Annotated in this window: 22 protein-coding genes and 3 tRNA genes; 5 read left to right on the forward strand and 20 right to left on the reverse strand. The window is 71.6% G+C overall.

Going from position 1 to position 23,347, the window contains the following annotated elements; genetic code table 11:
• Positions 1-105: 105 nt before the first annotated feature.
• From DEJ28_RS12625 to DEJ28_RS12645, 5 genes are all read right to left on the reverse strand, one after another.
• Positions 106-179: transfer RNA gene (locus DEJ28_RS12625), tRNA-Met, on the reverse strand.
• Between the two features lie 33 nt (positions 180-212).
• A tRNA-Thr gene (locus tag DEJ28_RS12630) sits at positions 213-284 on the reverse strand.
• A 90-nt stretch (positions 285-374) separates the two neighbouring features.
• Positions 375-1,631, reverse strand: coding sequence for a M23 family metallopeptidase (locus DEJ28_RS12635; RefSeq protein ID WP_111115948.1), 1,257 nt, complete (start codon positions 1,629-1,631; stop codon positions 375-377).
• Positions 1,632-1,820: 189 nt separating this feature from the next.
• On the reverse strand, positions 1,821-2,642 hold the full coding sequence (locus DEJ28_RS12640) for an inositol monophosphatase family protein (protein ID WP_111115947.1): 822 nt from the start codon (positions 2,640-2,642) through the stop codon (positions 1,821-1,823).
• A gap of 61 nt (positions 2,643-2,703) precedes the next feature.
• Positions 2,704-2,785, reverse strand: a tRNA-Tyr gene (locus tag DEJ28_RS12645).
• Positions 2,786-2,924: 139 nt separating this feature from the next.
• Between DEJ28_RS12645 and DEJ28_RS12650 the strand changes: the two genes are divergently transcribed.
• Positions 2,925-3,413, forward strand: coding sequence for a YajQ family cyclic di-GMP-binding protein (locus DEJ28_RS12650; protein WP_111115946.1), 489 nt, complete (start codon positions 2,925-2,927; stop codon positions 3,411-3,413).
• A 42-nt stretch (positions 3,414-3,455) separates the two neighbouring features.
• A complete protein-coding gene (gene cls, locus DEJ28_RS12655) occupies positions 3,456-4,916 on the forward strand; it encodes a cardiolipin synthase (RefSeq protein ID WP_111115945.1) in 1,461 nt (486 codons plus the stop codon).
• An 82-nt stretch (positions 4,917-4,998) separates the two neighbouring features.
• Here the strand turns inward: cls and DEJ28_RS12660 are convergent, their stop codons facing one another.
• From DEJ28_RS12660 to DEJ28_RS12675, 4 genes are all read right to left on the reverse strand, one after another.
• Entirely contained in the window at positions 4,999-6,117 is a 1,119-nt protein-coding gene (locus DEJ28_RS12660; protein ID WP_111115944.1) for a heparan-alpha-glucosaminide N-acetyltransferase domain-containing protein, read from the reverse strand.
• A 20-nt stretch (positions 6,118-6,137) separates the two neighbouring features.
• Positions 6,138-7,574 carry an FAD-dependent oxidoreductase gene (locus tag DEJ28_RS12665; protein WP_258368094.1) on the reverse strand — a complete coding sequence of 479 codons (1,437 nt, stop codon included), beginning with the start codon at positions 7,572-7,574 and terminating at the stop codon, positions 6,138-6,140.
• Between the two features lie 100 nt (positions 7,575-7,674).
• The gene (locus tag DEJ28_RS12670) at positions 7,675-8,754 is read right to left on the reverse strand and encodes a polyprenyl synthetase family protein (protein ID WP_111115943.1); all 1,080 of its coding nucleotides are present in this window, start codon (positions 8,752-8,754) and stop codon (positions 7,675-7,677) included.
• A gap of 30 nt (positions 8,755-8,784) precedes the next feature.
• Entirely contained in the window at positions 8,785-9,606 is an 822-nt protein-coding gene (locus DEJ28_RS12675; RefSeq protein WP_111115942.1) for a demethylmenaquinone methyltransferase, read from the reverse strand.
• An 83-nt stretch (positions 9,607-9,689) separates the two neighbouring features.
• Between DEJ28_RS12675 and DEJ28_RS12680 the strand changes: the two genes are divergently transcribed.
• Complete coding sequence (locus tag DEJ28_RS12680; RefSeq protein WP_111115941.1) at positions 9,690-10,949, forward strand: isochorismate synthase; 1,260 nt, start codon at positions 9,690-9,692, stop codon at positions 10,947-10,949.
• 94 nt (positions 10,950-11,043) lie between these two features.
• Here the strand turns inward: DEJ28_RS12680 and menD are convergent, their stop codons facing one another.
• Both menD and DEJ28_RS12690 read right to left on the reverse strand, forming a co-directional pair.
• Positions 11,044-12,825, reverse strand: a complete 1,782-nt coding sequence (gene menD, locus DEJ28_RS12685; RefSeq protein WP_349774953.1) for a 2-succinyl-5-enolpyruvyl-6-hydroxy-3-cyclohexene-1-carboxylic-acid synthase — start codon at positions 12,823-12,825, stop codon at positions 11,044-11,046.
• Positions 12,785-13,195 (reverse strand): PLDc N-terminal domain-containing protein, encoded by a 411-nt coding sequence (locus DEJ28_RS12690; RefSeq protein WP_111115940.1) that lies wholly within the window; start codon positions 13,193-13,195, stop codon positions 12,785-12,787. The genes menD and DEJ28_RS12690 overlap by 41 nt, the downstream gene beginning before the upstream one ends.
• Before the next feature lie 78 nt (positions 13,196-13,273).
• On the opposite strand from DEJ28_RS12690, the gene DEJ28_RS12695 reads away from it, so the two are divergent.
• On the forward strand, positions 13,274-13,597 hold the full coding sequence (locus DEJ28_RS12695) for a DUF4229 domain-containing protein (protein WP_111115939.1): 324 nt from the start codon (positions 13,274-13,276) through the stop codon (positions 13,595-13,597).
• Positions 13,598-13,614: 17 nt separating this feature from the next.
• Here DEJ28_RS12695 and DEJ28_RS12700 read toward each other — a convergent pair whose 3' ends face one another.
• From DEJ28_RS12700 to DEJ28_RS12715, 4 genes are read right to left on the reverse strand one after another with little or no spacing between them, the layout of a single operon-like run.
• A complete protein-coding gene (locus DEJ28_RS12700; protein ID WP_258368093.1) occupies positions 13,615-14,610 on the reverse strand; it encodes a 1,4-dihydroxy-2-naphthoate polyprenyltransferase in 996 nt (331 codons plus the stop codon).
• 46 nt (positions 14,611-14,656) lie between these two features.
• Positions 14,657-15,787 (reverse strand): AMP-binding protein, encoded by a 1,131-nt coding sequence (locus DEJ28_RS12705; RefSeq protein WP_111115937.1) that lies wholly within the window; start codon positions 15,785-15,787, stop codon positions 14,657-14,659.
• Positions 15,787-16,716, reverse strand: a complete 930-nt coding sequence (locus tag DEJ28_RS12710; protein WP_111115936.1) for a 1,4-dihydroxy-2-naphthoyl-CoA synthase — start codon at positions 16,714-16,716, stop codon at positions 15,787-15,789. The genes DEJ28_RS12705 and DEJ28_RS12710 overlap by 1 nt, the downstream gene beginning before the upstream one ends.
• Before the next feature lie 22 nt (positions 16,717-16,738).
• A complete protein-coding gene (locus DEJ28_RS12715; protein ID WP_111115935.1) occupies positions 16,739-17,299 on the reverse strand; it encodes a hypothetical protein in 561 nt (186 codons plus the stop codon).
• A gap of 131 nt (positions 17,300-17,430) precedes the next feature.
• Between DEJ28_RS12715 and DEJ28_RS12720 the strand changes: the two genes are divergently transcribed.
• Positions 17,431-18,411, forward strand: a complete 981-nt coding sequence (locus tag DEJ28_RS12720) for an o-succinylbenzoate synthase (RefSeq protein ID WP_111115934.1) — start codon at positions 17,431-17,433, stop codon at positions 18,409-18,411.
• A 119-nt stretch (positions 18,412-18,530) separates the two neighbouring features.
• On the opposite strand, the gene ccsB is transcribed toward DEJ28_RS12720, so the two are convergent.
• From ccsB to DEJ28_RS12745, 5 genes are read right to left on the reverse strand one after another with little or no spacing between them, the layout of a single operon-like run.
• Positions 18,531-19,538, reverse strand: a complete 1,008-nt coding sequence (gene ccsB, locus DEJ28_RS12725; protein WP_111116000.1) for a c-type cytochrome biogenesis protein CcsB — start codon at positions 19,536-19,538, stop codon at positions 18,531-18,533.
• 5 nt (positions 19,539-19,543) lie between these two features.
• Positions 19,544-21,271 (reverse strand): cytochrome c biogenesis protein ResB, encoded by a 1,728-nt coding sequence (resB, locus tag DEJ28_RS12730; RefSeq protein ID WP_258368092.1) that lies wholly within the window; start codon positions 21,269-21,271, stop codon positions 19,544-19,546.
• Entirely contained in the window at positions 21,255-21,953 is a 699-nt protein-coding gene (locus DEJ28_RS12735) for a cytochrome c biogenesis CcdA family protein (RefSeq protein WP_111115998.1), read from the reverse strand. Before DEJ28_RS12735 ends, resB begins: the two co-directional genes overlap by 17 nt.
• Positions 21,954-21,998: 45 nt before the next feature.
• Positions 21,999-22,628: a TlpA family protein disulfide reductase gene (locus tag DEJ28_RS12740; RefSeq protein ID WP_111115933.1), complete on the reverse strand. Its 630-nt coding sequence runs from the start codon at positions 22,626-22,628 to the stop codon at positions 21,999-22,001.
• Positions 22,625-23,281, reverse strand: a complete 657-nt coding sequence (locus DEJ28_RS12745; RefSeq protein WP_111115932.1) for a histidine phosphatase family protein — start codon at positions 23,279-23,281, stop codon at positions 22,625-22,627. The genes DEJ28_RS12740 and DEJ28_RS12745 overlap by 4 nt, the downstream gene beginning before the upstream one ends.
• Between the last annotated feature and the right edge of the window lie 66 nt (positions 23,282-23,347).

A 23,347-nucleotide genomic window follows, 5' to 3' on the forward strand; every position in this document is an offset into this window, starting at 1 on the left:
CCGCGCGCAAGCGCGCCGCGCGCCAGCGGCGCAGACGCATACCTGCCGGCGCATCCGTCCCCCGCGGACGACGAAAGCCCGGCGATCCGATCGCCGGGCTTGCGGTAGCGAGGGCGGGACTTGAACCCGCGACACCACGATTATGAGCCGTGTGCTCTAACCAACTGAGCTACCCCGCCAAGGATCCGGAGCGACGTTCCGTTCCGGGTCTGAGCCCCGAGTCAGGATTGAACTGACGACCCCTTCCTTACCATGGAAGTGCTCTACCACTGAGCTATCGGGGCATGTGCCGCGAACGGCACCACACGAGGATAGCAGACCGGCGACGGTGCTCAGGAACCCGGTGCGACGCCCGGGCGTGCCGCCCCGGACCGCTAGTTCGCGTTGGCCTCGAGCCACGCCAGCGGGTCCACCGGGACGCCGTCGACGTGCACCTCGAGGTGCAGGTGGGGGCCGGTCGAGTTGCCCGTGCTGCCGACGAGTCCGAGCTCGTCGCCGACCGCGACCTGCTGTCCCGTGACCACCTTGAAGGAGTTGTCCTCCATGTGGCCGTAGACGCTGACGAACTGCTTGCCGTCGACATCGTGCTGGACCCAGACGTCGTTGCCGAAGCCGCCGTCGTTCGCCTGCACCTTGATGACGGTGCCGCCGGCGATGACCCGGATCGGGGTGCCCTCGCCGGGGGCGAAGTCGACGCCCATGTGGTTCGTCGAGCAGAAGGAGCAGCCCTCGACCTGGCGGCCGCCGAACCCGGAGGTGATCGGCACCCCGGTGAGGAACGGCCACTGGATGGTGCCGTTCGGGTCGTTCGTGAAGCTCGAGGAGTCGACGTTCTTGTACTGCGTCGCGCTCGACACCGAGTACTGGTCGCGGTTCGTCTCGGCGTCGGTCGCACCCGAGCCGACGCTGAGTGACTGGGTGGCGCCGGCGGCGGTGCTGCGCGCGGACGTGGAGCCGGTCTCCGGCGTGTAGAACGCCTGCGCCGGCAACGACGTGGACACCACGAGCCCGGCGGCGAAGAGGAGCGCGCCGACGGCGGTCACGCGGGAGGCCGCACGACGGAAGGACGCGCCCTGCTTCCGAGCGGGGGCGACGGCGGGCGCGGCGACCGCCTTCGGGCGCCCGGCACCGAGGTGACGGGTGGCGCGGTCGACGTGCGCGGTCGCGCTGCCGCCGGCTCGCACGGTGCGACCCGGGCGGCGCGATGCCGGCACCTGGCCGAGCACACGACGGGTGGCGGGGGCGGAGGGCGACTGCGCGGCATCCGGCGTGGCGCGCGTGGCCGGGGCGGACGTCGACGGCGCGGACGACGCCACGATCGGCGACGACGGCGCGGGCGGGGTCACGGGGGCGGCGGTCGAGGCCGGCATCGCCGGCGAGGCCGGCGCGAAGTCGATCGGGGACGCAGGTGCCGGCGGCGTCACGGGCGACACGAGGTCCTCGAAGGACTGACGGGAGGCACCGGTCGGCTCCGCCACGACCGTCGCCCGCTCGGCACGGTCACCCCCGGCGACCGTCGCGGCAGCTGCTCGCTCCGCCTCGATGCGCGCCCGTCGGGTGAGGTGCACGACCGGTGTCGGGTCGTTCCCGGGGCCGTCGGTCTGCACGGGCGAGAGGGAGGAGTGGGGCATGCGTCGGTGAGGATCCTGATCGGGGCGAGGTGCGCTCGTTGGTAACGAGCAGATAACGGGACTGGAGAACGGTAGCAAAAGCCCTAGCGGGTTTCCAGTCCTGGTCATGACCACAGGGGTCCCCCAGACCGAGGGGCGAGTGCCCGCGGGACCGGGGCCGAGTGCCCGCGGACCGAGGGGCGCGGTCCATCAGCGGTCGAGGGCCGTCCCCTCGAGGCGCTGCAGCAGGATGGCCAACTCGTCGACGACCGCCGGGCTCGCGAAGAGGAAGGACCGCGTCCCGCCGGCTTCCCAGAGCCGGGTCTCGGCGCCGGCCTCGCGGGCGACGATCGACCCGGCGGCCATGTCCCACGGGTTGATCCCGCGCTCGTAGTAGGCGTCGACCGTGCCGGCCCCCACCGCGCAGCAGTCGAGCGACGCCGCTCCCCCTCGGCGGATGTCACGGACCTCGCCGATGAGTCCGGCGAGCACGGCGACCTGCTCGCGTCGGCGGTCGGCGGTGTACCCGAAGCCGGTGGCGACGAGGGTCTCGGCGAGGGACGCCGGCGCTCCGACGTGCAACGGGACGCCGTCGCGAGTCGCACCCTGACCCGCGACCGCGCGGTACACGACGCCCGTTGCGGGAGCGACGACGACGCCGGCGACGGGTTCCCAGGTCGCGGGATCGGCCTCGCCGCGGACGACCCCGATGCTCACGCCGTACTCCGGGCTGCCGTAGAGGTAGTTGACGGTGCCGTCGATGGGGTCGACCACCCAGGTCGTGCCGGACGTGCCGGCGCCGGTGCCGGACTCCTCGCCGAAGAAGGCGTCGTCCGGCCGGGCCTCGGCGATGCGGGCACGGATGAGGGCTTCGACCTCCCGGTCGGCCGCGGTGACCACGTCGGCGATGCTCGACTTCCGGTCGGCGACCTCGACGCCTTCTGCGCGACGGCGAGCGGCGAGGGCCGCGGCTTCACGGGCGATCGACTCGGCGAGGTCGGCGAACTGGGATGGCGTGAGCGCAGCGGTCATCCATCGATCCTGCCAGGAACGACGAAAGCCCCGTCCGAGAACGGGGCTTTCGACGGTTGCGTGGCAAGTGAGGGATTCGAACCCCCGAAGGCTACGCCGGCTGATTTACAGTCAGATCCCTTTGGCCGCTTGGGTAACTTGCCATGTGCGCACCCAGCCGGTGTGGTCACCAACCGAAGGCGCGCATGAAAGCATAGCGGATTGGAAACGGTGCTCGTGACCACGGCGAGGCGACCCGTGGGGGCCGAACCGCGCCTCCCGTCCGCCGATAGGCTGTCCCGCATGGCAGACAGCTCCTTCGACGTGGTCAGCAAGGTCGACAAGATGGAGGCGGAGAACGCCCTCAACCAGGCCGCCAAGGAGATCGACCAGCGGTACGACTTCAAGGGTGCCGACGCGTCGATCGCGTTCAGCGGCGAAGACGTCCTCATCAAGGCGAACTCCGAAGAGCGCGCGAAGGCCGTCCTCGACGTCCTGCAGAGCAAGGCGATCAAGCGGAACATCAGCCTGAAGAGCCTCGACGCGGGCGACCCGTACCCCTCGGGCAAGGAGTACCGCATCGAGGTGAAGTTCAAGAACGGCATCGAGCAGGACGTCGCGAAGAAGATCGGTGCCTTCCTGCGCGCCAACGCGGCGAAGAGCGTGAAGAGCCAGATCCAGGGCGACGAGCTCCGGGTGTCCTCGAAGAGCCGCGACGACCTGCAGAACACGATCCAGCTCCTCAAGGGTGAAGAGTTCGACGTTCCGCTGCAGTTCATCAACTTCCGCTGACGCCGCGGTCCCCCGAAGCACAGAACCCGACACCGGCACCCCGTGGAGCACTGGCTCACCGTCGCGATCACCGTCCTCCTGGTCCTGCTGGACCTGGCGATCCGCGTCTTCTCGATCATCTACGTCCCGATCAACCGGAAGCCGCAGACCGCGACGGCCTGGTTGCTCGCGATCTTCCTCATCCCGTACGTCGGGTTCATCGTCTTCCTCCTCATCGGCTCGACGAAGCTCCCGCAAGCACGGCGTGAGAAGCAGACCGAGATCAACGCGTACATCCTCGAGCAGACCGAGGGCATCGAGCGGGTGCGCCGGGACCACCCGTGGCCGCTGTGGCTCGAGAGCATCACGACGCTGAACCGGCAGCTCGGCGCGATGCCGCTCGTCGGTGGCAACTCGGCGGAGCTGTACCCGGACTACGAGGAGTCCATCGCCGAGATGGCACGTGCGATCGACCAGTCGCGTCGGTTCGTGCACGTCGAGTTCTACATCGCGACGATCGACGACACCACGCGCCCGTTCTTCGATGCCCTCGCCCGCGCGCAGGCCCGGGGTGTCTCGGTGCGGTTCCTGCTCGACCACTGGGCCAGCCGCGGCTACCCCGGGTACAAGGAGACGCTGGCGTTCATGGACGGCGCCGGCATCGAGTGGCACCTCATGCTGCCGCTCCTGCCGCTGCAGGGGAAGTTCCAGCGCCCGGACCTCCGCAACCACCGGAAGATCATGGTGATCGACGGTTCGGTGGCGTTCACCGGGTCGCAGAACCTCATCGACAGCTCGTACGACCTCAAGTCGCACCTCGACAAGGGCATGGTCTACAAGGACCTGTTCGCCCGGTTCGAGGGTCCGGTCGTGGCCGGCCTCAACGCCCTGTTCGTGACCGACTGGTACAGCGAGACCGACGAGCTGCTGCTGCGCGAGAGCGACCCGGTGCAACGGGCGGACCGCGGCGACGCGCTGGACTGCCAGGTCGTGCCGTCCGGGCCGGGCTTCGACGGCGAGAACAACCTGCGCCTCTTCAACGCGCTGCTCTACTCCGCGCAGCAGAAGGTGTCGATCACGTCGCCGTACTTCGTGCCGGACGACTCGATGCTCTACGCCATCACGACGACCGCGCAGCGCGGGGTCGAGGTCGAGCTGTTCGTCGGCGAGATGGGCGACCACGCCATGACCTGGCACGCCCAGCGCTCCTACTACGAGGGCCTCCTCCGCGCCGGCGTGAAGATCTGGCTGTACCGGGCACCGACGATCCTGCACGCGAAGCACTTCACGATCGACGACGAGGTGTCGGTGATCGGGTCGAGCAATATGGACATGCGGTCGTTCAGCCTCAACCTCGAGGTCTCGGTGATGGTCCGTGGGCGGCGCTTCGTCGACGCGCTGCGCGAGGTCCAGGAGGCCTACAAGGAGCACAGCTTCGAGCTCACGCTCGACGCGTGGGTGAAGCGGCCGCGCCGGTCCCAGGTGCTCGACAACGTCGCGCGGCTCACGGCGGCGCTGCAGTAGCGGACGGCCTGGAGGCGCGGCTCGCCTCCGTCGCGCCGGCCCGGGTTGCGTCTCGGTGCGGTGCGGTGCGGTGCGGGTGCGGTCAGCGGCTCGCGGGGACGAGGCCGGTCAGGGTCGCGGTCAGTCGCTCCAGGGGGCCCCGCCCGAGGAAGCGCCGCCACAGCATCGCGAAGAGCACCGACCCGATGGCGAACCAGGCCCAGGCCACTCCCGAGTCGGGGGACGTCGGCAGCAGCGCGAGCACGACGAGGTGCCCCGCGTACACGGTGAGCGGCATCGAGCCGACCGCAGCCAGGGGGAACGCGACGCGCTCGGCGGATCGGGAACGTCCGTCGAACAGCAGCGTGCACAGGGCGATCACCGCGACCGCGACCCCGGCGGTGCCGACCACGTCGACGACCGAGGACGAGTGGTCCCGCGGTGACAGGACGAGCTGCGCGAGCGCCTCGGCCGGGGTGCTCCCCTGCCCGGCGTACGGCACGCCCGGGAACGCGAGGGCAGCGTCGACCGGCACGGGCGCGAGGAGGTTCCCGACGACGTACGCGACGGCGGCGACCACTGCACCGGACGCGAGGAGCGCGACCTGGGTGCGCCGCGCCTCCAGGCCCGCCCGCGCGACCGCGAGACCGACCAGGACGTACGCCAGGAAGGTGACCACGGGGTAGACGAGACCGAGCTGCACCTCCCACATGCCGGCGTCCGCGTAGAGCGGCACGACGCCGAGCGCGACGAACGGCGAGAGCACCGCGCAGACCGCCGCGAGGACGAGCAGCCACCTCGCGGGGACCCGCAGGACCGGGATCGCGAGCAGGAAGAGCACGCCGTAGGTCGGCAGGATCACGTACACCGGTGTCTGCAGGGCCATCAGGAGCAGACCGATGGCGACCACGACCGCGGCACGGATCGCGAGCCGCGCGCGGACACGTCCGATCGCCGGTGGCCCCGGTGGGCGGGTCCGTCCACTCGTCAGGCCGATCGAGACGCCCGCGAGGACGGCGAACAACGACGAGGAACGGCCGTGCGCGACGGCGGCCCACGTGCCCGGGTCGGACCAGTCGAGCTGGTCCGCGATGCCGCCGACGTGGGTCGCCATCATGCCGAGCAAGGCCAGGGCGCGTGCGACGTCGACGCCCTGCAGTCGGATGCCGGAGACGGGCACACCCCGCATCGCGGTGCGCGGTGCGGGGTGTGCGGTCGTCATGACGGCGTCGAGTCGGCGAGTCAGCTCGTGCGGGCGTCGGCGTCGGCGGGGGCCTGCGCGACAGTGTTCGCAGCGTCGGCGTCGCCGTGCGGGGCCACGGCGTCGGCGCGGCCGAGGGAGACCTCGACCATCTCGTCACGCGGGACGACCTTGATGCGCTCGCGCCCGGCAGCCTGGCCGAGGGCGAGCTCGTGGGCGTCGAGGTTGTGCCAGCCGTCCAGGTCGGTGTACTCGACCCCGCGGGCGGCGAGGAGTGCCGGGACGGCGCCCTCGGAGGTGTCCTCGGGCGTCCACCAGCTCGCCTGGTCGTTGACGATGTGCTGCACGGTCTCCATCGCGTCGGACTTCGTGTGCCCGATGAGGCCGACCGGCCCGCGCTTGATCCAGCCGGTGGCGTACACGCCGGGGATCTGCTGGTTGTCGTCGTCCAGGACCTGGCCCTCGTGGTTCGGGATGACCCCGTGGCGCTCGTCGAACGGCACGCCCGGCAGCGATGAGCCGAAGTAGCCCACTGCACGGTAGGCCGCCTGGACCGGGATCTCACGGATCTCGCCGGTGCCCTCGACGCCGCCCTGCCCGTTCGGACGGGTGCGCTCGTACCGGATGGCGGTGAGGCGGCCGTCCTCGCCGACGAACTCGAGGGGCTTCGCGTAGAAGTGCAGGTGCAGGCGGCGGCTCGCCTGCCCGGTCTCCCGGGTGCGCCACTGCTCGAGCACGCGGTTCATCACCATGACCTGCTTGTTCGTGGCGATGGCGTTCTTCGAGGCCTCGTCGTGGTCGAAGTCCTCGTCGTAGACGATCATGTCGACGTCGCGGAGCTCGCCGAGCTCGCGGAGCTCGAGCGGGGTGAACTTCACCTGCGCGGGTCCGCGACGGCCGAAGACGTGCACGTCGGTGACCGGGGAGGCCTTGAGTCCCTGGTGGACGTTCGCCGGGATCTCGGTCGGCAGGAGGTCGTCGGCGTGCTTCGCGAGGATGCGGGACACGTCGAGGGCGACGTTGCCGTTGCCGATCACCGCGACGCTCTCGGCCGTGAGCGGCCAGGTGCGCGGGACGTCGGGGTGCCCGTCGAACCAGCTGACGAACTCCGCCGCGCCGTACGAGCCCTCGAGCTCGACGCCGGGGACGTCGAGGTCGGCGTCCTTGATCGCGCCCGTCGAGAACACGACCGCGTGGTAGTGCTTCCGGAGGTCGTCGAGGGTGATGTCCTCGCCGAAGCGGACGTTGCCGAAGAGCCGGACGACCCCGCGGTCGAGGACGTCCCGCAGGGCGTTGACGATGCCCTTGATCCGGGGGTGGTCCGGGGCGACGCCGTACCGGACCAGGCCGTACGGCGCGGGGAGCTGCTCGAACAGGTCGATCGACACGTCGTGGCCGTGGGCCTCGCGCAGCAGGATGTCCGCGGCGTAGATGCCGGCGGGGCCGGCGCCGACGATGGCGACTCGGAGGGTGGGCACTGATCGTCTCCAGTTTCGTTTCGGGTCGGGTGCTCCCGATGGGCTGTTCTGCTGGTGCTCGGTCACGCCGAACCGCGTTGCGCCGCGCGGCGCGGCCCGGTCAGCGGCGGCGTTCCACGACGGACTCGGCGAATCGGATCAACGCCCGCTTCACCGTCCCGTCGGGGAGCGGTGCGAGCGCGTCGACCGCCTCGGTCGCCCACCGGACCGCGACGGCCAAGGTGGCGGAGGTGGCCTCGTGCTCGCGGAGTGCGGCGACCGCGGACTGGTACGGCGCGGAGTCGACCACGTCGTCCGGTGCCGCGTTCACGTCTCGCTCGATCCGTTCGACGAGCGCGACCGCGTCCGGCGCCCCGGTCGCGGCGAGGCGACGGAGCTGCAGCAGCGGCAGGGTGTCGACGCCGGCGCGGAGGTCGTTGCCGGCGATCTTGCCGGTCTTCGCCTTCGCCGGCGCGAGGTCGATGACGTCGTCGACGAGCTGAAAGGCCACGCCGACCTTCTCGCCGAACGTGCCGACGGCGTCGAGGTAGGACCGGTCGGCGCCGGAGAACATCACGCCGGCGCGGGCGGCCGTGGCGATGAGGGACCCCGTCTTGTCGCTGAGCACCTGGATGTAGTGCTCGACCGGGTCGTCCTCGGGCTGCGGGCCGGTGGTCTCGTGGAGCTGGCCCATGCAGAGGCGCTGGAAGGTCTCGGCCTGCATCCGGATGCCCTCGGTGCCGAGGTCGGCCGTGATGAGGCTGGCGCGTGCGAACAGCAGGTCACCGGTGAGGATGGCGACGTTGTTGCCGTAGGTGACGTGCGCTGCCGGGACGCCGCGGCGGACCGGCGCCTCGTCCATGACGTCGTCGTGGTAGAGCGACGCCAGGTGGGTGGTCTCGATGCTCACCGCGGCCTTCACCACGGCATCGGTCACGCCGTCGCCGAGCTGGGCGATGAGGAGCGTCAGGGTCGGTCGGATTCGCTTGCCGCCCGCGGAGAGCAGGTACCGGCTCGTGGTGTCGGCGAGGGTGTCCGTCGAGCGCATCGCTTCTTCGAGGCCCTGCTCGACGAGTTCGAGCCCGTCGTCGACGGCCGAGATGAACCGACGCTCCGCGGGGGTGGCGAACAATCGCTCGCCGATGCCCAACGAGGCGCGGAGACTCGGTGCACGACGTGCGACCGGGACGCTCGGGTTCAAGTGCTGCTCCGTGGTTCGGGGGTGGACCGGTCAGCCGGCGGTGGGTTCGGCACCGGGCTGCTCGACGCTGGTCTGGTCGACGGTGGGCTGCTCGCCGGTGTGCTGGTGCTCGCGGCGCGCCTTCGCGCGTCGGGCGACGGATTCACGGACGGGCTCGGCCACGGGCTTCCGCCCACGGTGCAGCGCGACGATGCCGGCGGTGAGGTTCCGGTACGCCACCATCGTGAACCCGACGCCGCGGAGCCACTGGCTGAGCACCTGCTGCTCCGGCCAGGCCTCGATCGACTCGGCGAGGTAGCGGTAGGCGGCCGGGTTGCTCGACGACAGCCGTGCGACGCCGGGCAGGACCCGCTTGAGGTAGGCGCCGTACCCGAGACGGAGCAGTGCGAGCGGCGGGGTGGAGAACTCGCAGATCACGACACGGCCACCCGGCTTGAGGACGCGCAGCATCTCGCTGAGGGCCTGCTTCGGGTCGTTCACGTTGCGGAGGCCGAACGAGATCGAGACCGCGTCGAACGAGTCGTCGTCGAACGGCAGGTGCTCGGCGTCGCCCTCGACGAAGGTGATCTCGGGGTGGCGTTCGCGTCCGACGGCGATCATGCCGGCGGAGAGGTCGAGCGCGGTGACCTCGGCGCCCTTCTTCGCGAACGCGGCAGCGCTCGTGCCGGTGCCGGCGGCGATGTCGAGGACGCGCTCGCCGGGCTGGGGATCGACCGCTCGTACCGTCGCGACACGCCACAGCGGGGCGTTGCCCGCGGAGAGGATGTCGTTCGTGAGGTCGTACTTCGCGGCGACGTCGTCGAACATGGCCGCCACCTCGTCCGGGCGCTTGTTCAGGTCCGCTCTGCTCACCCACAACATCCTAGAGGTCCCGGCCGAGCGTTCCCCCGTGTGCAGCGCGGGTGACGGTGGAACCCTGCGCGTACGATCGGTCCGTGACCCGAACCACCACGGCGGCCCCACCGCTGACGGTCTCGACCCGGATCCTCGACGACCCGGGCGCCGTCCTCCGCCACACCCTCCGGGACAGCCCGCTCGCCTTCGTCCGGAACGGCGACGGCATCGTCGGGATCGGCGAGGCGCTGCGGTTCACCTTCAGCGGTCCCGAGCGGATGCGCGACGCCTCGGCGGCGTGGCGCCGCCTCGTGGCGGACGCCGTGGTCGACGACCCGGTGCAGCTCCGCGGGACGGGGCTGGTGGCGTTCGGCGCGTTCACGTTCGCCGACGACTCCGCCGAGACGAGCGTGCTCATCGTGCCGCGCGTCGTGATCGGCCGACGTCGCGGCAAGGCGTGGCTCACCGCCGTCGACACCACGCCCGATCCGGAGCCCCTGACCTTCACCCGCACCTCGGCCCCGGTGCCCCGCGTCGGGGAGCACGTCTCGGTGCGGCTGACACCCGGTCGGATCGACCCCGACACGTACGCCGCGCGCGTCGCCGACGCCGTCCGCCGGATCGCCGCGGGTGACGCCGAGAAGGTCGTCCTCGCCCGTGACCTCGTCGGGCAGCTCCCGCCGGGCGCGGATCGTCGGGCGCTCCTGCTGGACCTCGCCGACACCTACCCGCAGTGCGTCACCTTCGCGGTCGACGGCCTGGTCGGGGCGACCCCCGAGACCCTGGCCCGCACGGACGGCACGCGGCTGTCCGCCCGGGTGCTCGCCGGCAGTGCGGCCCGCGGTGCCGACGCGGTGTCCGACCGCGCCGCAGCCGAGGCCCTCGCCGCGAGTGCGAAGGACGTCGGCGAACACGCGTTCGCGATCGACAGCCTCCTCGCCGCGCTCGGCCCGATCGCCACCGACCTGCGTGCCGACCCGGAGCCCTTCCGGTTGCAGCTGCCGAACCTCTGGCACCTCGCCACCGACGTCCAGGCGACCCTGCCGGTCGGGACGACCTCCCTCGACGTGGCCGACGCGCTGCACCCCACGGCCGCCGTCGCCGGCACCCCGACCGACGTCGCCGTCCGGCTCGTCGCCGAGCTCGAGGGCGCCGACCGCGGACGCTACGCCGGACCCGTCGGCTGGCTCGGTGCGAACGGCGACGGCGAGTGGATGCTCGCGCTCCGCAGTGCGCAGATCTCCGAGGACGGCGCCGTCCGGGCCTGGGCGGGCGCGGGCATCGTGGCCGGCTCCGATCCGGAACGCGAGGTCGCCGAGACGGCGCTGAAGTTCCGTCCGATCACCGACGCCCTGGCCTGACGGAGAGCGCCGGGTCGCGCCGGCTCGCGCCAGCTCGTCGAGACACCGCCGGACGGTCGACACCGCCCGAACCGGCGGTGTCTCACGCGCCCGCTCACTCGGCCAGCGGCACCTCGATGACGAGCCGCTCGGCCGGGTCGGTGAGCACCTGCTCGAGGTCGCCCCAGGTCGCCGCGCGGCGGTACTCCCACCCGAGGCCGGTCACCACCCGCTCGACGTCGACCTGCTGCGGGGTCGTCATCATCCGCCGCATGTCCGACTCCGGCGTGGTCGCCGCGACCTCGAGCCCGCGGAAGATCGCTCCCCCGGCGTCGTTCCCGACGATGACCTGCACGCGGTGCCGCGGTTCCTCGGTGCCGGTGACGAACGCACCGACGTCGTGCAGGAACGTGAGGTCGCCGAGCAGCACCCGGGTGGTCCCGATCGAACCGGAGGACCGCTCGAGCGCCGCCGCGATCCCGAGGGCCGTCGAGACGGTGCCGTCGATGCCGGCGAGCCCCCGGTTGGCGTGCACCCGGATCGCCTTGCCGGGGACGTGACCGTCGGCCACGCGGATGATCTGCGACGCGCCGAGCACGAGGCGGTCGTGCGGCCAGGTCGCGCCCCAGACGGCGTCGGCGAGCATGGTGCGGTCGACGGGGCGGCGCCGGAGCGCCACTTCGTCACGGAGGAACTTGTTGCGCTCGGCCCGGTCGTCCGACCGCTTCGCGCCGAGGTCCGGTCCGGCGTCGCCGTCGCCGAGGAGCGCCCGGCTCGTCGCCACCCAGCGCCCCACCCACGCACGGTGCTCCGGGCGGGTCCGGCCCGTCACGCGGACGTCGGACACGAACGTGGTCCGGGCGTCCGGCCGGGAGGCGCGTGCCGGGTCGAAGGGATCGGCCGCCGGTGAGCGGACCACGATCGTCTCGACGTCGTCGCGCTGCAGGAGGGCGGGGACCTCACGGCTGAGCGTGGGGTGGCCGAGCACGACGGCGCGGCGGACCTGGCCACCGAACCCGGGGTCGCGGAGGAGCTCGCGGTAGGTCACGACGAGGTTCCGCCCGAAGCGCGCACCGCTCGACACCTCGGCGACGAGCGGCGCACCGAGCTCCCAGGCGATCCGTTCGGCGTCCGCCCCGGCGTCGTGCCCGGCGATGACGACCGTCGCGGGTTCGTCGTCGGGCGACAGCTCGATCACCGGCAGGCCGGAGTGCACGCGGCGTGTGGCGAAGGCGAGGTCGACCTCGTCGTCGGGCACCGCGTGGACGTCGTCGGCCCGGAGGCCGGCGGAGAGGGGTTCACGGAAGGCGACGTTGAGCTGCACCGGACCGGGCTGGCCCTCGTGGCCCGCGGCGGCGGCGACGGCCTGGCGCACGAGCGTCCGGACGGTGTCGACCGTGCTCGCGTCCACGCCCCGCGCCGACGGCGCCTCGACGTCACGCACGAAGGCGACCGCCGCGCCGAAGATGCCGGGCTGGACGGTCGTCTGGTTGCTGCCGATGCCGCGCAGTTCGTCGGGCCGGTCGGCGCTGATCACGATCATCGGGACGCCGGAGTGGTGCGCTTCGAGGACGGCGGGGTGCAGGTTCGCCACGGCGGTGCCGGAGGTCGTGACGACTGCTGCCGGCCGGCCGGACTCGACCGCGAGGCCGAGCGCGTGGAAGCCCGCGGTCCGTTCGTCGAGGCGGACGTGCACGCTGATGCCGCCGGCGCGCTCGAGGGCGGCCGCGGCCAGGGCGAGCGCCTGGGAGCGGGAGCCCGGGCTGACGACGACGTCGGTCACCCCGGCGCGGGTCAGCTCGGTGAGGAGCGCGAGGGCGAAGTCGGTGGCGGGGCTGCCGGAACCGGCGGGACCGTCAGCGATCGGTGCGGCCGTCGTCGGGGCGCTGGTCCCGATCGCCGTGCTGGTCTCGTTCGCGGCGGCGGTCCCGCTCGCGGTCTCGGAACTGCTGTTCGAGGTCTCGGAGGGTCTCGTCGTCCTGGTCCTTGTCCGTGCGGTGCTGCTCGGGACCGTACGGGCCGCCGAGGAAGTCCGGATCGTCTTCGGGTCCACGGTACCCGGACCCACCGCCGGGTTCCGTCGCGGGTGCGCGGCCGAGCAGGAACCAGAGGACGCCGCCGAGCACGGGGAGGACGATCACGAGCAGGACCCAGACGCCGCGCCTGAGGGAACGGACACGTTGGCGCGGCATCGTGGCGCAGTCGATCACCGCGTACACCGTGAACGCCACGGCGGCCACGACGACGATCAACCACAGTCGGACCATGGCACGGAGCCTACGTCCCGAGCCTGTGGGGTCCCTCCGGTCTGCGCGTCCACCGTCGGGCTTCCGTAGACTTGCCGGGTGAAAGCGTGGCTCGTCTACACCCTGGCCCGTCTCGGCATCTTCGCCGCGGCCGTGGCACTGCTCCTCCTGACCCCGATGCCCTGGTACTGGGCCGTGATCGTCGGCGCCCTCGTGGGCCTGCTGGTGTCGTACATCGCGCTCGGGAAGCTCCGCGAGCAGGTCACGACGAGCCTGGCCAACCGTCGCGGGAAGCCGGAGCGCGATGCGGACACCGACTTCGAGGACGACTTCGTGGACACGGCCGACACCGAGGCGCCCGTCGCCCGGCCGGTCTCGGACGCCGACCGGCACGTCGCACGCCGCGAGCACGACGAGGACTGAGCCCGCCGGGCCGCCGCCTACGGCTGGACGGCCAGCGTGATGCCGAGGACGACGCCGAACACGAGCGACGCGAACGACGACAGCTGCAGGGCCGTGATGAGTTCGCGCGGCTTCCGCGACGACACCCCGATGGCGAGCGCCGGCAGGGCGAGCAGCAGCGAGAAGTACGTGAAGCCGGTCCGGAAGTAGAGCAGCACGAACCAGAGCAGCGCGACGTACGGCAGCAGCAGGAACAGGCCGTACAGGACCCGCGCGACGGGCCGTCCGACGACGACCGCGAGGGTGCGCTTGCCCGCGAGTCGGTCCTCGTCGATGTCGCGGATGTTGTTCACCATGAGGACGGCGCAGGCGAAGAACCCGGCGGCGACCGCGGCCGCCCAGCCGCTCGTCGTCACCTCGCGGATGAGCACGTACTGCGTCCCGAGCACGGCGACGAGCCCGAAGAACACGAAGACGAAGACCTCGCCCAGGGCGTTGTACCCGTAGGGCTTCTTGCCGCCGGTGTAGAACCACGCGGCGACGATCGCGGCGGCCCCCACGAGGAGGAGCCACCACAGCTGTGTGAGCATCACGATGGCGATGCCCGCGACCGCGGCGAGGCCGAAGAACGTCAGCGCCACCGTGAGCACGGTGCGGGGCTTCGCAAGTCCGGCCCCGGTCAGGCGTGCCGGGCCGACGCGGTACTCGTCGGTCCCCCGGACGCCGTCGGAGTAGTCGTTGCTGTAGTTCACGCCGATCTGCAGGAACAGCGCCACGAGCAGAGCGAGGACCGCGATGACGACGTGTCCGTCCTTCGCCAGGAACGACCCGAAGTCACCCGCGTCACCACTGTCGACGAAGCCGACGGTGGTGCCCATCACGACGGGCACGACGCCGAGCGTCAGCGTGCGGAGCCGGGCGCCGCCGATCCAGTCGCGGGCGGTCGCCTTCCGCTTCGTGCGCTGCGGTGCCGCGGCCTTCGCCGGGTTGCCGGAGCGGCGCTTGGACTGCGTCGAGTTCTTCGTTCGTGCCACGACCGCCCATCCTATTCCGGGTGGGACGGAGCGGCGTTCCGGACGGCTACGAACTCGCCAAGTCCTGGATCGCCCGACGGTCCGGCTTGCCGGACGCGAGCATCGGCAGGTCGTCCACGACGAGGACCGCCGCCGGACGGGCAGCGCGGCCGAGGGCGGCGCCCACGTGCTCCCGCACCCGGTCGAGGTCGAGCGGCCGAGCCGTCACGACGACGGGCACCTCGCCCCACTCCCCCGACGCCCGCCGGGTGACGACGGCGGCGTCCTGTCCGGGGAGTTCCCGGACGAGCCGTTCGACGAGTCCGAGCGGGACCTTCTCGCCGCCGGAGATCACGACGTCGTCGAGCCGCCCGAGCACCCGGACCACGCCGTCCGTGACCTCGGCGGCGTCCCCGGTCCGGTACCAGCGGAGGCCGTCGCGTTCGACGAACGTCGTCGCTGTCCGCTCGTCGTCGCCGAGGTACCCCTCGGCGAGCATCGGCCCGTGCAGCCGGAGCTCGCCGTCGACGAGCTCGGTGCGGACGGTCCCGAACGGCACGCCGTCGTACACGCACCCGCCGCTCGTCTCGCTCGCGCCGTAGGTGGTGACGATCGGGATGCCGGCCGCCCGGGCTCGCTCGCGGAGCGGGGCCGGGGTCGCCTGCCCGCCGACGAGGACCGCGTCGAAGGACGCGAGGGCGCCGGTCGCACGGTCGTCGTCGAGCACCCGGGCGAGCTGCACCGGCACGAGCGAGGTGTACCGCCGCGGAGCCGCCGGGCCGGTGTCGAGCCGGCCGGCGGCGTCCGCGAACGCCGCGGCGTCGAAGTGCCCCGGCCCGAGGACGACGGGCGTCGTGCCCGCGGCGATCGACCGGGTGAGGACGTTGAGACCGGCGATGTAGTGCGTCGGCAGCGCGAGCACCCACGCTCCGGGTCCGCCGAGTGCGGCGTCGGCCGCGGCGGCTCCGGCGAGGAGGGCCTCCGACGAGAGCGCCACGCGCTTGCCGGTACCGGTGGACCCGCTCGTCTCGACGACCAGGGCGACCCGTTGTGGGACGGAGGCCGGAGCCGGTGTCGGCAGCGGCGGGGCGTCCTCGGCGACGGGCAGCAGCGCGGGGCCGCCGGCGAGTGCAGCCTCCAGGCCGCGCAGCACGCCCAGCGGATCCGACGCGCCCAGCGCGACCAGCGGACGGGGCATCAGTAGTGCCAGGGGAAGGACGTCCACTCGGGCTTGCGCTTCTCGAGGAACGAGTCGCGGCCCTCGACGGCCTCGTCCGTGCCGTACGCCAGACGCGTGGCCTCGCCCGCGAAGACCTGCTGTCCGACCATGCCGTCGTCGACCGCGTTGAACGCGTACTTCAGCATCCGGATCGCCGTCGGGGACTTGCCGAGGATGGTCTCGCCCATCCGGATCGCCTCGCGCTCGAGGTCCTCGTGCGGCACGACCCGGTTCACGGCACCCATCTCGTACGCACGCTGGGCGGAGTACTCCTCGGCGAGGAAGAAGACCTCGCGTGCGAGCTTCTGCCCGATCTGCTTCGCGTAGTAGGCGCTGCCGTACCCGCCGTCGAACGAGCCCACGTCGGCGTCGGTCTGCTTGAACCGCCCGTGCTCGGCGCTCGCGATCGTGAGGTCGCAGATCGCGTGCAGGGAGTGTCCACCGCCGGCGGCCCAGCCCGGGACCACCGCGATGACGACCTTCGGCATCATCCGGATGAGGCGCTGGACCTCGAGGATGTGCAGCCGCCCCATCGAGGCCTGCGCCGCCGCGGGGTCGACGCCCTCGGGCGGGGCGCCCTCGTCACCGACGTACTGGTAGCCGCTCCGTCCGCGGATCCGCTGGTCGCCGCCGGAGCAGAACGCCCAGCCGCCGTCCTTCGCGCTCGGGCCGTTGCCCGTCAGCAGGACGACGCCGACGCGCGGGTCCTGGCGGGCGTCGTCGAGCGCCCGGTAGAGCTCGTCGACCGTGCGCGGACGGAAGGCGTTCCGGACCTCGGGACGGTCGAACGCCACCCGCACGATGCCGTGCGACACGTGCTTGTGGTACGTGATGTCGGTGAACTGCTCCGCGATCGGAGCCGCGGTCCAGACGTCGGGATCGAAGAGGTCGGAGACAGGAGCAGCCATGCCCCAACGGTACCGCCGAGGGTCAGTTGGTCGTGCCGCTCGACGCCGAGCCGCCCATGTCCGTGAGGAGCTCCGGCGCGACGATCACGAGCAGCACGATGAGGATCACCGGGTTCGCGAAGAACGCCACGACGACCCCGACGGCCCCGTACCAGCGGCCGAACGAGCCGACCGCGGCGACGAACCCGAGCACCGCGGCGATGAGGGTGAGGAACACCACGACGAAGCAGATGCCGAACGCGAAGTCGGTGTCACCGCCCATGAAGACGGCGAAGGCGCTGGCGTCGACGGCGGCCGAGACGACCGCCAGCCCGAGGGCGATCTTGCCGACCACCGGGTTGCGCTTCTTCCGGCCGCCCTGACCCGGCTGCCGGACGTCGACCGTGTTCCGCTGCACGAGGCGCGCGAACTCGTCGGTGTCACGGCCGGGGGCACGCGCGGCCGAGGGCGGATCGGTGCGGGGCGGGGCACTGCGGGGCACGGCACTGCGGGCCGGGGCGCTGCGGACCGGGGCGACGGCGGGCGATGCGGCGCGCTGCGACGACGGACGTCCAGACGTGCGCTGCTGCGGATCCCGCGCCATCGAGCCTCCTTCGTCCGACCTCGTCTGCATGCCGACCCGAGGCCGACCTGTGCACACTAATGCCCTGCCCTGGCGGTCCCCTCCGAGGAACCGTGAGGTGCCCTGGACGTCCCGACTGGGAGGATGGGCCCGTGCTCCCCGACCTCGCCGAACTCCTCGCCGACGCCCACGTCGTCGCCCTGCCGATGCGGGTGCGGTTCCGCGGCATCTCCGTGCGGGAGGCCCTCGTCCTCCGCGGTCCGACCGGTTGGACCGAGTTCTCCCCCTTCGTCGAGTACGACGACGCCGAGGCCGCCGCGTGGCTCCGGGGGGCCATCGACTTCGGGTGGACCGAGCACGAGGCCGCCTCCGGCTCCGTCCCGGTGAACGCGACCGTGCCGGCGATCACGCCCGACGCCGTGGCCGCACTGCTCGCCCGCTACCCCGGCTGCACGACCGCGAAGGTCAAGGTCGCCGAACCCGGGACGACGATCGACGACGACGTCACCCGCGTCGCCGAGGTCCGACGCGTCATGGGGCCGGACGCCGCCGTCCGGGTCGACGCGAACGGACTCTGGTCGGTGGACCAGGCGACCGAGGCACTCGAACGCCTCGCCCCGTTCGGTCTGCAGTACGCCGAGCAGCCCTGCGCCACGGTGCCGGAGCTCGCAGCACTCCGCGCCCGGATCGCCGGTCTCGGGGTGTCCGTCGCCGCCGACGAGAGCGTCCGGAAGGCCTCGGACCCGCTCGCCGTCGCCCGGGCCGGAGCCGCCGACGTCCTCGTCGTCAAGGCGCAGCCGCTCGGCGGGATCAGCGCCGCCCGCGCCGTCGTCGCCGACGCCGGACTGCCGTGCGTCGTCTCCAGCGCGCTCGACACGTCCGTCGGGCTCGGGATGGGGGCGTTCCTCGCGGCGGCAGCGATGTCCCCGGGGTACGCCGCCGGACTCGGGACGGCCGCGATGTTCGAGTCGGACGTGTCCGCGTCGCCGCTGCTGCCGGTCGGCGGGCGGATCCCCGTGGCGCGCGCCTCGGTCTCGCGGGAGCTCCTGGAGCGGAACGCCGCGTCGCCGGAGCGCACCGCGTGGTGGCTCGCGCGCCTCGGGCGCGTGCACGCGCTGCTCACCGCCGCCTGACGCGCTGAACCAGCCACGGCTCTGCGACGCGACCCACGGACGGACTGGAGGCGCGGTGCCAGCTGGCACCGCGCCTCCAGTCCGTCATGGTCGCGCGCGCGACCGCAGACTCGCAGGGATCACAGCCCCGAGTAGCTGTGCAGCCCCTTGAAGAACACGTTCACGACGGAGAAGTTGAACATCACCGCGGCGAAGCCGATGAGCGCCAGCCACGAGGACCGCGCCCCACGCCAGCCACGGGTCGCGCGAGCGTGGATGTACCCGGCGTAGATGACCCAGATGATGAAGGTCCAGACCTCTTTCGTGTCCCAACCCCAGTAGCGGCCCCAGGCCCGCTCGGCCCAGATCGCGCCGGCGATGAGCGTGAAGGTCCAGAGCACGAAGCCGACGAGGATGACGCGGTAGCTGAGCACCTCGAGGCGGTCGGCGTCCGGCAGCGTCGCCATGAAGCGGAGCTTCGACGAGGCGCTGCGGCCCTGACGGTAGGTCTGCACGAGCTGCGACACCGCGAGTCCGGCGCCGAGCGCGAAGAACCCGGTCCCCGAGATCGCGACGAACACGTGGATGACGAGCCAGTACGACTCGAGCGCGGGCACGAGCGGACGGACCGGCACGTAGTAGTTCACGGTCGCGATGCCGAGCAGGATGATCGTCAGGCCGGTGATGAACACGCCGAGGAACTTGAGGTTCTGCCAGAGCTGCACGAGCAGGAAGATCAGGATGATCAGCGCCGTGCCGGTGAGGGAGAACTCGAACATGTTGCCCCACGGCACACGGTCGGCCGCGATGCCGCGGAGCACGACCGAGCCGACGTGCAGCACGAGCGCCAGGATGGTCATCGCCATGCCCACCCGCTCGAAGCGACTGCCGCGGCGCACGCCGGAGTCGTCGGACGACTGCGTCACCTTCTCGAGGACGACGGTGCCGCCCTGGACGGTCGCGACGGTCTTCTCCGCGGTGGCCGTCCCCCGAGCGCCGGTGCCGGCTGCACCGGTACCGGCGGCTGCCGCCGTCACGTCGCCGGAGCGCTTCGCCATGTCGAGCGCGAACGCGATGAACGCGATGACGTAGACCGCCATCGCGGAGTACGTCAGCACGACCGAGTAGGTCGCGAGGTTCGTGGTCATGTCGTTCACTGGGGCATCCTAACTCCGAGGTCCGACGTGTGGCGCTGGGCGATGTCGGCGACGGCCCGCTCGAGGTTCGGGTCCTCACCACGGGCGAGGCCCGCGTACTCCAGGGTGTACTCCGGCTCGTCCGTGTCGGCCGTCGTCCTCTTCGGTACGACCTTCACCCACACGCGTCGGCGCGGGACGAAGAGCGAGGTCAGCAGGCCGAGCACGGACAGCACCGCGAACCCGGCGACGAACAGCTGCGACGGGTCGTGGTGCACGTCGAGCGAGACGTACCGCTTCACCCCGTCGAACGTGATCGACCCGGCACCGTCCGGCAGGGTCTTCGTCTGCCCCGGCTTCAGGGCGATGCTCGCGGTGTCGGACTGTCGGCCCGCGATCTGGTCGAGTCCGCTGGTGTCGAGCGTGTAGACGCTCTGCGGCACGCCGCTGTCGAGGCCGAGGTCGCCCGTGTACACCTGCAGCGTCAGCAGCGGGTTCTGGGTGTCCGGGTAGGCGCTGGAGTAGGCGCCCGTGGAGAGCTTCGACGCGGTCGGGTAGAAGAACCCGACCATGCCGAGCTGGTCCGGCAGCGCGTCCGGCACCTTGATGACGCCGGTGGACGTGTAGTTCGAGTCCTCCGGCAGGAAGGGCACGACGTCCTTGAACGCCACGTTGCCCTTGCCGTCACGCACCGTGACCGACATCGCGTAGCCGTTGCCGAGGAGGTAGACGTTGGTGCCGCCGACGCTCACCGGCTCGTTCACGCCGAGCCGGCTGGTCTTCGCCGCCTCGCCTTGCTGTCGCGTCGTCACCGTCGCCGAGTAGTCGAGCGCCTGGCCGAGGGCGTCGAGGTTCCGCTCCTCGTACTTCGTGACGAACTTGTCGAGCGTCAGGTTGTAGCCCTTGAGGTCCGTCTGCTGGAACCAGCGCCCCGGGTTGAACGAGTCGTACGAGCCGAGCACGTTCGAGAACGTCTGCCCCTCGACGAGCAGCCGTTGGCCGGTGTAGCCGAACCCGCCGCCGACGCCGACCGCCAGGAGCACGCCCACCAGGGCCGCGTGGAACACCAGGTTGCCGGTCTCGCGCAGGTAGCCGCGCTCCGCGCTCACCGAGTCGCCGAAGCGCTCGGTCCGGTACCCGGACCGCTTGAGGATCGCGATGGCACGCGTCACCGCGTGGTCGACGGACGGGAGGCCCGTGGCCGCGTCCGTCCCGCCGGCACCGGTCGTGACCGTGTCCGGGTTCACTGCCACGCTGCGGTAGCCCGCCAGTCGCGACAGACGGACGGGCGTCTTCGGCGGCCGGGTGCGGAGCGCCTGCCAGTGGTGCTTCGTGCGCGGGACGATGCAACCGATCAGCGAGACGAAGAGCAGCAGGTAGATCGCCGAGAACCACACCGAGGTGTAGGTGTCGAAGACCTGCAGCTTGTCGAGCACCGGGAAGAGCTGCGGGTGGTCGGCCTTGTACTGCACCACGCCGTTCGGGTCCGCCGTGCGCTGCGGCACCAGGGAACCCGGGATCGCCGCGAGGGCGAGCAGCATGAGGAGGAAGAGCGCCGTCCGCATGCTCGTGAGCTGTCGCCAGAAGAAGCGGACGTAGCCGATCGGACCGAGCTTCGGCTGGTTGACGCCGGAGTCGCCGTCGCCGGGTTCGACCGGGCCCGAGCCGTCGACGTGGTCGGACGGTCGCTGTGGATCCGCCGTCGTGTCGGTGGAGTCGATGTCGGGTTCAGACTGCGGGGACAAAGCTCTGGATCACCGACCCCGCGCTCGACATGACGGCCGACCAGATTCCGGTGACCATGAGCAGACCGATGACGATCAGGATCGCTCCTCCGATGATGTTGACGATGCGCATGTGGCGCTTCACGGCGCGGATGGCGCCCGTGGCCCAGCCGGCGCCGAGCGCGACGAGGACGAACGGGATGCCGAGGCCGAGGCAGTACGCGACCCCGAGCCACATCCCCTGCCATGCACTGCCGGACTGCACGCTGAGCAGGTTGATCGCGGCGAGCGTCGGGCCGAGACACGGGGTCCATCCGAGCCCGAACACGATGCCGAGCAGGGGTGCGCCGAGCAGACCGGTCGCCGGGGTCCAGCCCGGCTTGATGGTGCGCTGCAGGAAGGTGAAGCGACCGACGAACACGAGCCCCATCGCGATCACGACGACGCCGAGGATCTGCGTGATGAGGTCACGCCAGCGGACGAGCCAGAACCCGAGTGCGCCGAACACGGTCGTGTACGCGACGAAGACGGCCGTGAAGCCGAGGATGAACAGCAAGACCCCGAGCACCACGCGACCGCGCCGCTGGCCGCCCTCGGCGACACCGCCCACGTAGCCGAGGTAGCCCGGCACGAGGGGCAGCACGCACGGCGACAGGAACGAGACGAGCCCGGCCAGTGCCGCGACGGGGAGCGCCACGGCCATCTGCCCACTGAGGATCGCGTCGGCGAAGGGGTTGCTGGACACGGGTCAGGAAGCCCCGCCCGTGCTGGCGTCGGTCCCGAGTTCGTCGCCGACGAGGGTGTCGAGGATGGACGGCCCGTCGACGGCGCCGAGGACGCGCGCGGCGACCCGGCCCTTCTTGTCGAGGACGATCGTGGCGGGGACGGCGTTCGGCGCGACCTGCCCGGACAGCGCGAGCTGCATCTCGCCGGACTTCGCGTCGAGCACGGTCGGGTAGTCGATCCCGAAGGTGCGCTCGAACGCTGCCGCCGTGGCCGCTTCGTCACGGACGTTCACGCCGATGAACTGGACGTCCTTGGCCGCGTACTCGTCGTGCACCTGGTTGAGGTACTTCGCCTCGGCACGGCACGGCGGGCACCCGGCGTACCAGAAGTTGAGGACGACGACCTTGCCCTTGAGCGCCTTCGACGAGACCGTGTCGCCGTCGGTGTCCTTCGCGGAGAAGTCGACGGCGTCGGTGCGCTTGTCGGCCGCGACCTCGGTCACGGCACCGTCACCGGAGATGTAGTTCTGCGTGGTGCCGTTGCCGTACTGCTTCGCCAGGTCGCCGCTGTCCGACGAGCACCCGGACAGGACGAGGGCGGCGGCCACCGCCGTCACCGCGAGGACCGCGAACCGCTTGCTGATGACGCTCACACTGCTCCTTCGTCGATCGCGGACGCGCGCAGTTCCTGCGCCGGGTCCGCGTACCCGACCTCGGTGAAACGGCCGGACGAGGTGGCGGGGACACGCTCGACGGTCGTGATGCTGGAGAGGTCGCAGCGGCGCTTCCTCGGGTCGTGCCAGAGCTGCTCGCCGGCCAGACGGCGGTGCACCATCCAGATCGGCAGCTGGTGGCTGACGAGGACGACGTCGCCCTCGTCGACGCTCTCCCACGCGGTGGCGATGGCGGCGACCATGCGGTTCGCGATGGACTCGTACGCCTCGCCCCAGCTGGGCCGGAACGGGTTCGCGATCCACGGCCACTCCGCCGGGCGTCCGAGCGACCGCTTGGTGAACCCCGGGGGCTGACCCTCGTAGCGGTTCGTCGGTTCGATGAGCCGTTCGTCGAGCGCGACCTCGAGCCCGAAGGCCTCGGACCAGGGCGCCGCGGACTCCTGCGTGCGCTGCAGCGGGGAGGCGACGATCCGGCGGACGTCGACGCCGGCGTCCTTCCACGCGGTCGCCGACGCGAGTGCCATCTGCTTGCCCAGGTCGCTCAGGCCGAAGCCCGGCAGACGCCCGTAGAGCACACGGTCCGGGTTGTGCACCTCGCCGTGACGGACGAGGTGGATTCGGGTCGCGGGCATGGGTTCCAGTGTAGGTCGCCCAGCTGTTCCCACCGCCCGCACAGGCGATTCACCGGATGCGGAACC

The organism is Curtobacterium sp. MCPF17_002, from assembly GCF_003234115.2.
Taxonomy (GTDB): domain Bacteria; phylum Actinomycetota; class Actinomycetes; order Actinomycetales; family Microbacteriaceae; genus Curtobacterium.